The 12,942-nt window shown below is 71.9% G+C and carries 13 protein-coding genes and 1 riboswitch; of the genes, 5 read left to right on the forward strand and 8 right to left on the reverse strand.

The features are described 5' to 3' along the window. Positions 1-36: 36 nt before the first annotated feature. Positions 37-1,221, reverse strand: coding sequence for a S8 family peptidase (locus AVW11_RS16575; protein ID WP_060180070.1), 1,185 nt, complete (start codon positions 1,219-1,221; stop codon positions 37-39). Between the two features lie 598 nt (positions 1,222-1,819). Between AVW11_RS16575 and AVW11_RS16580 the strand changes: the two genes are divergently transcribed. Then, positions 1,820-2,191, forward strand: coding sequence for a protease inhibitor I9 family protein (locus AVW11_RS16580; protein WP_076044428.1), 372 nt, complete (start codon positions 1,820-1,822; stop codon positions 2,189-2,191). Between the two features lie 126 nt (positions 2,192-2,317). Beyond that, a complete protein-coding gene (locus AVW11_RS16585; protein WP_076044430.1) occupies positions 2,318-3,997 on the forward strand; it encodes a serine/threonine-protein kinase in 1,680 nt (559 codons plus the stop codon). Positions 3,998-4,006: 9 nt separating this feature from the next. Here AVW11_RS16585 and AVW11_RS16590 read toward each other — a convergent pair whose 3' ends face one another. From AVW11_RS16590 to AVW11_RS16600, 3 genes are all read right to left on the reverse strand, one after another. Continuing rightward, positions 4,007-4,249, reverse strand: coding sequence for a hypothetical protein (locus AVW11_RS16590; RefSeq protein WP_413081471.1), 243 nt, complete (start codon positions 4,247-4,249; stop codon positions 4,007-4,009). 88 nt (positions 4,250-4,337) lie between these two features. Next, a complete protein-coding gene (locus AVW11_RS16595) occupies positions 4,338-4,943 on the reverse strand; it encodes a phosphoribosylanthranilate isomerase (RefSeq protein ID WP_060180074.1) in 606 nt (201 codons plus the stop codon). 51 nt (positions 4,944-4,994) lie between these two features. Further along, positions 4,995-5,474: a hypothetical protein gene (locus AVW11_RS16600; protein ID WP_078094547.1), complete on the reverse strand. Its 480-nt coding sequence runs from the start codon at positions 5,472-5,474 to the stop codon at positions 4,995-4,997. Positions 5,475-5,786: 312 nt separating this feature from the next. Here AVW11_RS16600 and AVW11_RS36595 point away from each other — a divergent pair, with 312 nt between their 5' ends. Next, positions 5,787-5,927 carry a hypothetical protein gene (locus tag AVW11_RS36595; protein WP_206281905.1) on the forward strand — a complete coding sequence of 47 codons (141 nt, stop codon included), beginning with the start codon at positions 5,787-5,789 and terminating at the stop codon, positions 5,925-5,927. An 86-nt stretch (positions 5,928-6,013) separates the two neighbouring features. Here the strand turns inward: AVW11_RS36595 and groL are convergent, their stop codons facing one another. From groL to thrC, 4 genes are all read right to left on the reverse strand, one after another. Next, positions 6,014-7,633: a chaperonin GroEL gene (groL, locus tag AVW11_RS16605; RefSeq protein WP_030854666.1), complete on the reverse strand. Its 1,620-nt coding sequence runs from the start codon at positions 7,631-7,633 to the stop codon at positions 6,014-6,016. A 383-nt stretch (positions 7,634-8,016) separates the two neighbouring features. Then, the gene (locus AVW11_RS16610; protein WP_030009783.1) at positions 8,017-8,223 is read right to left on the reverse strand and encodes a cold-shock protein; all 207 of its coding nucleotides are present in this window, start codon (positions 8,221-8,223) and stop codon (positions 8,017-8,019) included. 385 nt (positions 8,224-8,608) lie between these two features. Further along, positions 8,609-8,887, reverse strand: coding sequence for a MoaD/ThiS family protein (locus AVW11_RS16615; protein WP_030854668.1), 279 nt, complete (start codon positions 8,885-8,887; stop codon positions 8,609-8,611). 36 nt (positions 8,888-8,923) lie between these two features. Beyond that, positions 8,924-10,198 carry a threonine synthase gene (thrC, locus tag AVW11_RS16620; protein ID WP_060180076.1) on the reverse strand — a complete coding sequence of 425 codons (1,275 nt, stop codon included), beginning with the start codon at positions 10,196-10,198 and terminating at the stop codon, positions 8,924-8,926. A gap of 17 nt (positions 10,199-10,215) precedes the next feature. Further along, a riboswitch (SAM riboswitch) is annotated at positions 10,216-10,373 on the reverse strand. 185 nt (positions 10,374-10,558) lie between these two features. Here thrC and AVW11_RS16625 point away from each other — a divergent pair. Beyond that, a complete protein-coding gene (locus AVW11_RS16625) occupies positions 10,559-11,536 on the forward strand; it encodes a glucosyl-3-phosphoglycerate synthase (protein ID WP_076044432.1) in 978 nt (325 codons plus the stop codon). Positions 11,537-11,582: 46 nt separating this feature from the next. Continuing rightward, positions 11,583-12,941 carry an alpha,alpha-trehalose-phosphate synthase (UDP-forming) gene (locus AVW11_RS16630; RefSeq protein WP_076044434.1) on the forward strand — a complete coding sequence of 453 codons (1,359 nt, stop codon included), beginning with the start codon at positions 11,583-11,585 and terminating at the stop codon, positions 12,939-12,941. The last annotated feature ends 1 nt before the right edge of the window (position 12,942 follow it).

Consider the following 12,942-nt stretch of genomic DNA (forward strand, 5'->3'; position numbering starts at 1 on the left):
GCGCGGCGGTCGCCGCGCGCCCTGGACGGTGCCGGGTCAGAGGCCGTTGGTGAACAGCAGCTTGTCGGGGCCGTTGTCGCTGAGGTTCTGGATGACGTCCTCGGTGGCCTCGTTCTTCAGGAAGTTCGCCACCTCGGCCGGACTGGCGTTGGGGTGCGCGGCCTTGTAGAGGGCAGCCACGCCGGTGACGTGCGGGGCGGCCATGGAGGTGCCGTTCAGGGACACCGTGCCGCCGCCGATCCGCGCGGAGATGATGTCCTGGCCGGGGGCGTAGAGGTCGAGGAGCTCGCCCCAGTTGGAGAAGTCGGTCTCCTGGTCGAAGCGGTTGGTGGCGCCGACCGTCACCGCGTTGGGGGTGGAGGCCGGTGAGACGAAGCGGGCGTCCCGGTTGTCGTTGCCGGCCGCGACGATCGGCAGGACGCCCCGGTCGAACAGAGCGGCGGTGGCAGTGTTGACCGGCTCGAAGCGGTCCCCGCCCAGGGAGCCGTTCAGGACGGCCGGCTGCTGGGCGTGCGCGGCCACCCAGTCCAGGCCCGCGATGATCCCCGACCAGGAACCCCTGTTGTCGCATCCGAGGACGCGGACGCTGACGAGGTTCACCTTGTGCGCCACGCCGACGCTCGTGCCGCCGACCGTGCCCGCGACGTGCGTGCCGTGGCCGTGGCAGTCCTGGCCGTTGCGGCCGTCCCCGATGGCGTCGAAGCCGGGACGCGCCCGGCCGCCGAACTCCGGGTGGCGGTAGTCGATCCCACTGTCGAGGATGTACGCGGTCACGCCCTGGCCGTTGGTGTTGGGGCTGAACTGGTTGTCGAGCGGCAGGAACCTCTGGTCGATGCGGTCCAGGCCCCAGGAGTTCGACGGCGCCTTGGTGGTGATGCCGCTCGGCGGCGCCGGCGGCCCGGTCACCTGCCCGTCCTGCGCCACGGACAGCACGCCGCGGGTGTGCCGCACCATCTTCAGCTGCTTGTCGGTGAGGGGTGCGGCGAAGCCGTTCAGCGCCGTCTCGTACGTGAACTTCGCCGTCACCCCCACGGACTCCGCGACCTTCGCGGGATCGACGGACTTGGCGAGGGTGACGATGTAGCTGCCGGCGATGGCGTTCGTGGAGGTGATCAGCGGCGCCGGGGTCGGCTCCGGTCCGGCGGCGGAGGCCGTACCGGCCGCCACGGAAGTCAACGTGAGCACGGCGGCCGTGGTCAGGCGTGCGGCGAGCAGACGCATCGAGAGAACTCCCTGAAGTGCGTGTGGATCGACGTGGGGGGAGCCGCTTCCACCGGGCGGACGACGCCCGGGACGCGGCCCTCCCGTACATCGGGCTCGCCCCTCGGAGGACTTGAGCCGCCCGCCCTCCGCCTGGCCCAGCGCCGGACTCGCCCCGGGAGGGCCCGGCGCGCACGGTGCAGAAAGGGTCATCCTCCGGCGGTTCCGTGGGCGAACGCGGGCCGCACGGGAAGGCCGGCCGCCGGGAAAGATCCGGGAAGATCCACCCGTACGGGTGACCGCGCGGGCAGGTCGTCAAAGCTGCCGGCGGCGAGCGGCCGCCCCTGGCCGGGCCGGGGCGCCGAGACAGGCGCGGCGACGGCACGAGGGGGGACCCCGTCGCGCCGTCACCGGAGCACCCCGGGACCCCACGGCCGGCGGCCGACCCCCACCGGCGTACCCGGAGCCCCCACGGCCGGCGGCCGACCCGGCTGGATCGCCACATCACCCGTACGGGCCGCCACCGGCCCGGGGGGCGCACGGCCGGTGCGCCGCCCGTGCGCCCGCCACACCCCCGGACGTCGTTGACCCGCACCGCGGCGCGTGATGGCCTCCCCCCATGCGCATCCTCCTGAGCCGAGCGGGCCGAGCCCTGCCCGTGGTCGCGGCCGCCGCCGCGCTGGCCGCCGCCACCGCCCTCCCCGTCGCCACTGCCACGGCCGCGGCCGCGGCCACCGCCGCCGTGGCCGCGCCCGTGGCCCGTGCGGCCGTCGGCGACGAAGCCCCGTACATCGTCACCGTGCACCAGGACGTCGATCCGGCGGCGGTGGCCCGGATGGTCGGGGCCTCCCCGGACTACGTCTACCGCACCGCCCTGCACGGCTTCTCCGCCCGACTGAGCCCCGGCCAGGTCGCGGCCCTGCACGTCATCCCGGGGGTGGAGTCCGTCCAGGAGGACGGCGGCGTGTCCTCCTTCGAGACGGCCGGCTGACCGGCGCCGCCCGGCCCGGTCCGCCCCGGCCTCGCCCGCTCCCCGGCAGCACCCCGTCACCGCCCGGCGCTTAGGGTTACGTGGATCAACTCACCGGTTGGTCACGGGGGGATCGGGGGGAGACCGATGAACAGCGCGACCGAGGTGTTCCAGCCGCTGCGGGCTGACGATCCACGGACCGTGGGCGGCTACCGCCTCGCCGCCCGGCTCGGGTCCGGGGGCATGGGCCGCGTGTACCTGTCGCACACCCCGGGCGGCCGCCCCGTCGCGATCAAGGTGGTGCATCCCGAACTGGCCGAGGACGCGACCTTCCGGCGGCGCTTCCGCCGGGAGGTGGAGGCCGCCCGGCGGGTCCGGGGCGCGTACACGGCCGAGCTGATCGACGCCGACGCGGAGGCGACGCCGCCGTGGCTGGCCACCGTCTACGTGCCCGGCCCCTCGCTGTCGGAGGCCGTCGCCCGGCGCGGGCCGCTGCCCGACGCGGCGGTGGTGTGGCTGGTGGCCGGCGTGGCCGAGGCCCTCGTGGCCGTCCACGGCGCGGGCATCGTCCACCGCGACCTGAAGCCGTCGAACGTGCTGCTGGCCGCCGACGGGCCCCGCGTCATCGACTTCGGCATCTCGCAGGCCTCCGGCCTGACGGCCACCGCCACGGGCAACACCATCGGCACGCCCCAGTACATGGCTCCCGAGCAGGGGCTGGCGGGCGAGACCACCCCGGCCACCGACGTCTTCGCGCTGGGTCAGACCGCGGCGTTCGCGGCGCTGGGCAAGCCGCTGTACGGGGACGGGCCGTCCATGACCGTGCTGTTCCGGATCGTGCACTCCAAGCCCGACCTGACCCGACTGCCCGAGCCGCTGCGTCCGCTGTTCGCGCTGTGCCTGGCCACCGAACCGGAGGAGCGGGCCACCCCGGCGGAGATCCTCGCGTGGTGCCTCGAGTACCTCGGCGAGGAGGCCGCCGCGGGCGGCGGACCGGCCGTCTGGCGGGAGGTGTCCGGCCTGGAGGAGGAGATACCGACTCCGGTCGCACGACCCGCCGCGTCGGGCACGACGCAGGAGGACGCGCCCCCGGGCGGCACGACGCCGCAGGGCACACCGCCGGGGGACGCGGCCCCCGGCGGGGAAGCGCACGCGACGGCCGCCCCGGCGGGAGCCGCGGCCGCGTCGTCCGCGACGCCGGCCGCGTCGGCAGCGGCCGCCGCCGAGCCCGGACGGCGGCGGACCGCCCGGGTCGCCACCGTGGCGGCGGTGACGGCCGCGCTGACGCTGGGGGGCCTGGGCTGGAAGCTCATGGAGGGGGCGGACGGGGCGACCGAACGCGAGACGGCCGCGGCCCGGTCGTCCGGCCCGACGCCGACGACCGGGTCAGCCCCCACACCCACCCCGACACCGACACCGAGCGCGGTCCAGCCGCCCAGGCCCGTCCCGTACCCGGGGCTGGAGCTGAACGAGAACAACTCGATCAGCATCAAGGAGCCCGTCCAGCACGACGACGGCGACCGCTCGGGGGACATCCGCATGGAGTGCGGGCTGGCCAGCGGCTGCACGATGAAGAGCGACGCGGTCGTCTTCTCCCTGCCCGAGAAGGCGGGCACCGGCAACCTCGAAACGTGCCGCGAGAAGCTCGCCTTCGCCCGGCAGAACAAGCTGACGCTGCACGTCCTGGCGGTCGGCAGCGAGGTGTGCATGAAGCACCCCTCCGGTGACATCGCGCTGTTCGTCATCGGCATCAAGTCGGCGCCGGGCCAGTCGAAGCAGCCCAGTTGGGTCAGGGCCGACATGACGGTCTGGCGCGCGGCCGCCTGACGCAGGGCGTCACGCCGCCCGCTGCGGCGCGTCCGCGTCGAGGGCCACGACGAGGAAGGCGTCCCGGTCGAGGTCCATCACGACGGTCGCCCGCAGGCCCCGCTCGCGGCACCTGGCCGCGTACTCCTCGGCCGGCCGACTGCCGTAAGGATCACCGGCGGGAAAGGAGTTCAGCACCTTCCTACGGCGCACGGCTTCCACCTCCTGAACGACGAACCGTCCTCCACCGCCCGGGTGCCCCGTCCGCCGCATCCCATGCACCGCCCGCCGAGGGCGTCGACGGCGGCAACACCTGCGGTGTTGCCGCGGCCGCGCACCGACCCAGGGGGTGTCCGGCGGATCAGGTCCGGGCCCGGGCCGCCTCGACGAAGGCGCGGATCAGGTCCGGCGACTTCACCCCGCGCTCCCGCTCCACACCGCTGGACACGTCCACACCCCACGCCCCGGTGGCCGCGAGCGCCTCGCGCACGTTGCCCGGGTTGAGCCCGCCGGCCAGCAGCCACCGGCCCTCGGGCGCGGTGAAGTCCGCCGACCCCCAGTTCCACGGCCGGCCGGAGCCCGGGTCGGGGGCGTCGAGCAGCAGCAGGTCCTCGCCGTAGTCACCGCAGCGCTCCACGCGCCCGGAGGTGGCCCGCAGCAGGGTGCGGCCCTCGGCGCGCAGCGCCGCGAAGTCCTCGGGGCCCTCCTCGCCGTGCAGCTGCACACCGCGCACGCCGCTCTCCTCGGCGAGGCGGCGCACCTCCTCGACGGACTGCCCGCGGAAGACCCCGACGGTCAGCACGGTGTCCGGCACCCGGGCCGCCAGCTCGCGCGCGCCGGCGGCGTCGACCGTACGGGGGCTGCCGGGCGCGAACACGAACCCGACGGCATCGGCCCCGGCCGCCACCGCGGCGTCGACGTCCGGCGCGGTCCTGAGCCCGCAGATCTTGACGAAGAGGTCAGCCATGCGCCCAGCCTATGCCGACCCGGGCAGCCGGGCCGTGCCCGCCCGCCTCTCTCACCGGCCCACCTGCACGGGACCGAGCACCGCCCCGCCGATGAAGGCCGCGAGATGGGCGGCGCCCTCGTCGTCGGCGGCCGCGAAGTGCACGTAGACGGTGTGCCGCCCGTCGGGATGCTCCTCGTTGAGGTCGAGTTCCACCCGCTGGTTCGTCGGGTCGGCCGACGAGGACGGTATCCCGGGGACGTCCGGCCAGGCTCCCCGCCACAGCATCGTGGCCGCCCCGCCGCGCAGCGCCCGCAGGAACCCCGCTTCCACCGGGCCGGGAGCCGCGTACGCGTCGACGGTGAGCGGCAGCGCCGCTGCCAGCTCCCGGTCGTCACGGGGCAGTTCGGCACCCAGGTACCAGGTGTCCGCGGCCGCCCAGTAGTCCGACGGATCGAACATGCCGGCCGGCAGCAGCGCCGCCATCCCGCGGGCCTCGGCGACGGTCTCCGTCCGCGCGCACAGCCACATCTCCGGTTCGAGGGGCCTCATCCGCCCGCACAGCATCCGGGCCCTGCGATGGGCCTCCCCGAGGTCATCGGTCCGGAACACGGGATAGGCCCGAGAACTCCCCACCCCGTCCTCATCCCTGCCCGTCACGCCGGGGAGGCGGTACGGACGGATGGCGCGCCTTCGCGTACGCCTCGGCGGGATCGGCGGTGCGCAGCACGCGATGAGCGACGGAGTTCCCCATGGCCGTACGTTCACACGCCCCCACCCGCTGCGGCCAGCGGTTTTCACCGCCCGATCGGGGTTCCTCTTCCGTTTCCCGGAGGCGGAGCGCGCCTCGTCCCGATCCACCTGGTGGTCGACATGCAGGACTCGGAGATCACCTGTTTCCACGACCCGTCGCCCCACGGGTACCGCGCCCGTACGACGGTGTCCTTCGGCGAGCCGCTGCGCATCCCCGCACCGTTCGACTTCGCCCTCGACACCGCGTTCTGACCGTCCCGGCCCCGGAACGCCCGAGGGCGGCACCCCCGTCGGGGTGCCGCCCTCGTTCGAGAACAGCCGATCGACCAGCGGGCCGATCAGAAGTCCATGTCACCGCCCGGCATGCCGCCCGGAGCGGCCGAGGCCTTCTCCGGCTTGTCGGCGATGACGGCCTCGGTGGTCAGGAACAGCGCGGCGATCGACGCGGCGTTCTGCAGCGCGGAGCGCGTGACCTTCGCCGGGTCGATGATGCCCTCGGCGATCATGTCGACGTACTCGCCGGACGCGGCGTTCAGGCCGTGACCGATCGGAAGGTTGCGCACCTTCTCGACGACGACGCCGCCCTCGAGACCACCGTTGACGGCGATCTGCTTCAGCGGGGCCTCCAGGGCGAGCTTCACGGCGTTGGCGCCGGTCGCCTCGTCACCCTCGAGCTCCAGCTTCTCGAAGACCGCGGAGGCCTGCAGCAGGGCCACGCCACCACCGGCGACGATGCCCTCCTCGACGGCCGCCTTCGCGTTGCGAACGGCGTCCTCGATGCGGTGCTTGCGCTCCTTGAGCTCGACCTCGGTCGCGGCACCGGCCTTGATGACGGCCACGCCGCCGGCCAGCTTCGCGAGGCGCTCCTGGAGCTTCTCGCGGTCGTAGTCCGAGTCGGAGTTCTCGATCTCGGCGCGGATCTGGTTCACGCGACCGGCGACCTGGTCGCTGTCACCGGCACCGTCGACGATGGTGGTCTCGTCCTTGGTGATGACGACCTTGCGGGCGCGGCCGAGCAGGTCGAGACCGGCGTTCTCCAGCTTGAGGCCGACCTCCTCGGAGATGACCGTGCCGCCCGTGAGGATGGCGATGTCACCGAGCATGGCCTTGCGGCGGTCGCCGAAGCCCGGGGCCTTGACGGCGACGGACTTGAAGGTGCCGCGGATCTTGTTGACGACCAGGGTCGACAGGGCCTCGCCCTCGACGTCCTCGGCGATGATCAGCAGCGGCTTGCCGGACTGCATGACCTTCTCCAGGAGCGGCAGCAGGTCCTTGACCGAGCCGATCTTGGAGTTGACGATCAGGATGTACGGGTCGTCGAGGGCCGACTCCATACGCTCCATGTCGGTGGCGAAGTACGCCGAGATGTAGCCCTTGTCGAAGCGCATGCCCTCGGTGAGCTCCAGCTCCAGACCGAAGGTCTGGGACTCCTCGACGGTGATGACGCCTTCCTTGCCGACCTTGTCCATGGCCTCGGCGATGAGCTCGCCGATCTGGGTGTCGGCGGCGGAGATGGAGGCCGTCGAAGCGATCTGCTCCTTGGTCTCGACATCCTTGGCCTGGGCGAGCAGGGCGGCGGAGACGGCCTCGACGGCCTTCTCGATACCACGCTTGAGGGCCATCGGGTTGGCACCGGCGGCCACGTTGCGCAGGCCCTCGCGGACGAGCGCCTGGGCCAGGACCGTGGCGGTGGTCGTACCGTCGCCGGCGACGTCGTCCGTCTTCTTGGCGACTTCCTTGACCAGCTCGGCGCCGATCTTCTCGTACGGGTCCTCGAGCTCGATCTCCTTGGCGATGGAGACACCATCGTTGGTGATCGTGGGGGCGCCCCACTTCTTCTCAAGGACGACGTTGCGACCCTTGGGGCCAAGGGTGACCTTGACGGCGTCGGCGAGCTGGTTCATCCCACGCTCGAGGCCGCGGCGGGCCTCCTCGTCGAACGCAATGATCTTGGCCATCTGAAGTGGTCCTCCCGGACAGCGGTGGATTGCTCCCAGGACCGCGCCCGCGCCCGCGACGGACGGCCTGCGTGCCCGGCGGTTCCTTCCCACCGGACCCTGCGGGCCTCACCGACCCGGTCCTCGTTTCAGTAGCACTCTCACTCGTAGAGTGCTAACGCCAATGATTAGCACTCGACCCCCGAGAGTGCAAGCGGCTTCGAAGAAGCCTCGACGAGGGGTGGCGGTCGGGTGACGGGTGGGCGCAAGCGGCTCCAGGGAGAACGCAGGCACACGGCGGCGCACACGCGAGGGGCCCACATCCCGTGTCCGGGATGTGGGCCCCTCGTAGGTCTTCCGGGTCTTCGACGGAAGACCGAGCGTCGGTGGTCGATGCTCCGGGACTAGCCGAGCGCGAGCTTGACCATGTCCGCCTGCGGACCCTTCTGGCCCTGCGAGATCTCGAACTCGACCCGCTGACCCTCTTCAAGGGTGCGGTACCCGTCCATCTGGATGGCGCTGTAGTGGACGAACACATCCGCACCACCGTCGACCGCGATGAAGCCGTAGCCCTTCTCCGCGTTGAACCACTTGACGGTGCCCTGAGCCATGCCTAACTCCCCTATTACTGGCCCTTGCGCGGGAACGCACTTCGCGTTCCCGGGTCAGAACTTGCGTCGGAACGCTTCGACCGAGGCTGAATGTATCTGCGCGAGTGCTGTCTGCAACAGGTCAATCCGACGAGAAATCTGGACACCGAGAAACATTGAAATAGAGTGAAAATTTGGCATATTCCAGGGCAACTCGGGCCTGGCAAATTTCGCCAAAGCCCCATACCGCACCTGCACATTGACCCGATGTCGACCCTCACGCGACCCGTTCATATGCGGCGGGCAAGTCCAGCGGAGGGGACTTCCCCAACTCTACCCCGCCCAATCAAGCAGAATTACCCCCTCCACTTATAGCGGAGGGGGTAATTTCGGTTTACCGGGTGGGTCAGCAGCCGCCCGCGACGGCCGGGATGATCGAGACGCCGGCGCCGTCCGGCGTCACCGCCGCCAGCCCGCCCTCGAAGCGCACGTCGTCGTCGTTGACGTAGACGTTCACGAAGCGGCGGAGCTTGCCCTGGTCGTCCAGGACGCGCGCGGCGATGCCCGGGTGGTTCTTCTCCAGGGACTCGATGACCTCGGCGAGGGTCGCGCCCTCGGCCGGGACCTCGGCCTGACCGCCGGTGTAGGTGCGCAGGATGGTGGGGATGCGGACGTTGACGCTCATGGCGCTACTGCCTTTCCGGTAGTTCGTGGAGGGAGGTCAGGCCAGGCCGGCGGCGCGGAACGCGTCCAGGCTGGGGCGGATGGTGGCGGTCTGCCCGCTGTCCGCGGCCACCGCCTCCAGGGTCTTGAGGCCGTCGCCGGTGTTGAGGACGACGGTGGTCAGCGCCGGGTCGAGCTGCCCGTTCTCGATGAGCTTCTTCGTCACGCCGACGGTCACACCGCCCGCGGTCTCGGCGAAGATGCCCTCGGTCTGCGCGAGGATCTTGATGGCCTCGACGACCTGCTCGTCGTTGACGTCCTCCACGAAACCGCCGGTGCGGCGCGCGATGTCCAGGACGTACGGCCCGTCGGCCGGGTTGCCGATCGCGAGGGACTTGGCGATGGTGTTCGGCTTCTGCGGGCGGACCACGTCGTGGCCGGCCTTGAAGGCGGTCGACACCGGGGAGCAGCCCTCGGCCTGGGCACCGAAGATCTTGTACGGCTTGTCCTCGACGAGGCCGAGCCTGATGAGCTCCTGCAGGCCCTTGTCGATCTTCGTGAGCTGCGAGCCGGACGCGATCGGGATGACGATCTGGTCGGGCAGCTGCCAGCCGAGCTGCTCGCAGATCTCGTACGCCAGGGTCTTGGAGCCCTCGCCGTAGTACGGGCGCAGGTTGACGTTGACGAAGCCCCAGCCCTCGCCCAGCGGGTCGCCGATGAGCTCGGAGCAGAAGCGGTTGACGTCGTCGTAGTTGCCCTCGATGCCGACCAGGTCGCCGCCGTACACACCGGCCATGACGACCTTGCCCTGCTCCAGATCGTGCGGGATGAACACGCAGGAGCGGAAGCCGGCCCGGGCCGCCGCGGCGCCGACGGCGCCGGCCAGGTTGCCGGTCGAGGAGCACGACAGGGTGGTGAAGCCGAAGGCGCGGGCGGCCTCGACGGCGATGGCCACGACACGGTCCTTGAAGGAGTGCGTCGGGTTGCCGGAGTCGTCCTTGACGTACAGCTTGCCGGTGACGCCCAGCTCCTTGGCCAGGTTGGCCGCGTCGACGAGCTTGGTGAAGCCCGGGTTCAGGCTCGGCTTGGACGCCACGTCCGCGGGGACGGGCAGCAGCGGCGCGTAGCGCCAGATGTTGTTCGGGCCGGCCTCGATCGCGGCGCGCAGGGCCTCCGGGTCACCGGTGGGCAGCTCGTAGGCGACTTCCAGAGGTCCGAAGCACTCGGCGCACGCGAAGATGGGACCGAGCTCGAAGCGGGTACCGCACTCGCGACAGGAAAGGCCCGTGGCAGGTCCGAGATCGACAGAGGTGGCGACAGTCTGTGCAGCCATGATGGCGAGGCCCTTTCTCCTCATCTTCCCCATGGCGCATTTCGCCATGAGACGGAATTGGCACCTTCCCTAGCCGGGGACCTCGCTGACGAGCGCTGCTGCGCGATCGCGAGAACCGACTGGAGGGTTGCCGGGGCTTCAACGGGCCGTGTCCCTCTGCCCCTCTGGATGAGCGGTATGGCACCGGCACACGCGCTCTGTGGCGCGCCGGTGCGTTTGTACGCGGGGGACCCCGGCATGCGGTGGTCCTTCGCGTTGTTCAAGACTGTAACCGAAGGGACGGGCGGTTGAGACAGCCGTCCGAACCGCGAGATGGATCACATAACGGCCGATAACGCCGACGAGCAGGGAGTGCTGAGGGTGCTGGAAGAGGTGGAGCGCTGGCTGGCCGACCGCTCCTGGTCCGCCGCCGACCGACCGCTCGACCAGCTGCTCGACCTCAAACGGGCGGCCGGGACCACGGTCAGCGTGGTGCTGCCCGCGCTGGACGAGGAGGCCACGGTCGGCGCGATCGTGGAGGTCATCCGGCGTGAGCTGATCGAGGGACTGCCGGTCCCGTTCGTGGACGAGCTGGTCGTGGTCGACTCGGGCTCGGCCGACCGGACCGCCGAGGTCGCGGCGAAGGCGGGCGCCCGGGTGGTGCACCGCGACGAGATCCTGCCGAGGATCCCGGCGCTGCCCGGCAAGGGCGAGGTGCTGTGGCGCTCGCTGCTGGCCACCACCGGCGACATCGTCTGCTTCGTCGACGCCGACCTGCGCGACTTCTCCGCCTCCTTCGTCCACGGGATCGTGGGCCCGCTGCTGACCGACCCGGGCGTGCAGTTCGTCAAGGCGATGTACGACCGGCCGCTGGGCACGGAATTCGACGGGCTCGCCTCCGGCAGGCCCCCCGGCCAGGGCGGCCGGGTCACCGAGCTGGTCGCCCGCCCGCTGCTGAACCTGCACTGGCCGCAGCTGGCCGGCTTCGTCCAGCCGCTGGGCGGCGAGTACGCCGTGCGCCGCTCCCTGCTGGAGCGGCTGCCGTTCCCCGTGGGCTACGGCGTCGAGCTGGGCCTGCTGGTGGACGCGCTGCACACGGTCGGGCTGGACGCGCTGGCGCAGGTGGACGTGGGCGTGCGCCTCCACCGCCACCAGGGCGGGCAGGCGCTGGGCCGGATGGCCGCGGCGATCTACCGCACGGCCCAGGTACGGCTCTCGCGCGGGCACCTCGTACGGCCGGAGCTGACGCAGTTCGAGCGGGGCCCGGAGGGCTTCGTGCCGCACACGTACGCCGTGGACACCGAGGAGCGGCCGCCGATGCTGGACGTGGAGGAGTACGGGCGGCGCCGCGTGGCGTGACGTGTCCATACGTTTGAGCGAGCGCGGGCCGGGCTAGGTTCGCCGCATGGCTTCTCAGGTACTCGTCGCCGCGAACCGCGGCCCGCTCTCCTACGACCTCCGCGACGACGGGACGCTCAGCGCCCGGCGCGGCGGGGGCGGTCTCGTCTCCGGACTCTCGGCGGCCCTCGCGAGGCAGCCGGGGGCGCTGTGGATCTGCGCGGCCCTGTCGGACGCGGACCGGGAGGCGGTCCGCCGGGACGTCTCCGAGCCGGGCGTCCGGATGCTGGACATCGATCCCACGATGTATCACGACGCGTACAACGGCATCGCGAACTCCGTGCTGTGGTTCACCCACCACCACCTGTACGACGTGCCGCGCGAGCCGGTCTTCGACGCGGAGTTCCGGCGCCGCTGGGCCTCGTACGTCGCGTACAACGAGGCCTTCGCGCGCGCCCTCGCCGAGGAGGCGGGGCCGGGGGCCCGCGTGCTGGTGCAGGACTACCACCTGGCGCTGGTGCCGGGGCAGTTGCGGGAGCTGCGGCCGGACCTGCGGATCGCGCACTTCACGCACACGCCGTGGGCGGCGCGGGTGTTCCTGGACATGCTGCCCGACGACATCCACAGCCGGCTGATGTGGGGGATGCTCGGCGCCGATGTCGTGGGCTTCCACACCCGGGCCTGGGCCGACGCCTTCGCGGCCGCCGCGCAGCCGGACGACGCACGGCGCGTGGCCGTGTTCCCGCTGGGCGTGGACGGCGACGAGTTGCGGGCGCTCGCGCACCGGCCGGAGGTGGACGAGAAGCTGGCGGAGCTGCGGGCGGAGGTCGCGGGCCGCAGGACGATCGCCCGCGTGGACCGGACGGAGCTGTCGAAGAACATCCTGCGCGGCCTGCTGGCCTACCGGGAGCTGCTGACGGTCCACCCCGAGTGGCGCGGCCGCGTGGTCCACCTGGCCTCGGCGTACCCGTCGCGGCAGGACCTGAAGGTGTACCGGGACTACACGGCGGCGGTCTCGGAGCTGGCCGCGCAGATCAACGCGGAGTTCGGCACGCAGGACTGGCAGCCGGTGCTGGTGTCGGTGAAGGACGACTTCGCCCGGTCGCTGGCGGTCTACCGGATGGCGGACGTGGCTCTGGTGAACCCGGTGCGGGACGGGATGAACCTGGTGGCGAAGGAGATCCCGGTGGTGTCGGAGGCCGGCTGCGCGGTGGTGCTGTCCACGGGTGCGGGGGCCTACGAACAGCTCCGCGAGGACGCGCTGACGGTGAACCCGTACGACGTGTCGGCGACGGCGGAGGCGTTGCACGCGGCGCTGTCCATGCCGGACGAGGAGCGCGCGGAACGCACCAAGCGCCTGGCGGCGGCCGCGACGGCCCTCCCGCCGACGGCCTGGTTCGAGGCCCAGCTCGCCGCCCTGGCCTGAT

Source organism: Streptomyces amritsarensis, assembly GCF_001953875.1.
In the GTDB taxonomy this organism is placed as follows: domain Bacteria; phylum Actinomycetota; class Actinomycetes; order Streptomycetales; family Streptomycetaceae; genus Streptomyces; species Streptomyces amritsarensis.

What these genes read in the sequence shown, in the direction of transcription:
- AVW11_RS16610 (WP_030009783.1), bottom strand. Translation starts at nt 8,223, where the DNA reads ATGGCTCAGGGCACCGTCAAGTGGTTCAACGCGGAGAAGGGCTACGGC.
- AVW11_RS16590 (WP_413081471.1), bottom strand. Translation starts at nt 4,249, where the DNA reads ATGCGGCGGACGGGGCACCCGGGCGGTGGAGGACGGTTCGTCGTTCAG.
- AVW11_RS16575 (WP_060180070.1), bottom strand. Translation starts at nt 1,221, where the DNA reads ATGCGTCTGCTCGCCGCACGCCTGACCACGGCCGCCGTGCTCACGTTG.
- groL (WP_030854666.1), bottom strand. Translation starts at nt 7,633, where the DNA reads ATGGCCAAGATCATTGCGTTCGACGAGGAGGCCCGCCGCGGCCTCGAG.
- AVW11_RS16585 (WP_076044430.1), top strand. Translation starts at nt 2,318, where the DNA reads ATGAACAGCGCGACCGAGGTGTTCCAGCCGCTGCGGGCTGACGATCCA.
- AVW11_RS16595 (WP_060180074.1), bottom strand. Translation starts at nt 4,943, where the DNA reads ATGGCTGACCTCTTCGTCAAGATCTGCGGGCTCAGGACCGCGCCGGAC.
- AVW11_RS16580 (WP_076044428.1), top strand. Translation starts at nt 1,820, where the DNA reads ATGCGCATCCTCCTGAGCCGAGCGGGCCGAGCCCTGCCCGTGGTCGCG.
- AVW11_RS16630 (WP_076044434.1), top strand. Translation starts at nt 11,583, where the DNA reads ATGGCTTCTCAGGTACTCGTCGCCGCGAACCGCGGCCCGCTCTCCTAC.
- AVW11_RS16615 (WP_030854668.1), bottom strand. Translation starts at nt 8,887, where the DNA reads ATGAGCGTCAACGTCCGCATCCCCACCATCCTGCGCACCTACACCGGC.
- thrC (WP_060180076.1), bottom strand. Translation starts at nt 10,198, where the DNA reads ATGGCTGCACAGACTGTCGCCACCTCTGTCGATCTCGGACCTGCCACG.
- AVW11_RS16600 (WP_078094547.1), bottom strand. Translation starts at nt 5,474, where the DNA reads ATGAGGCCCCTCGAACCGGAGATGTGGCTGTGCGCGCGGACGGAGACC.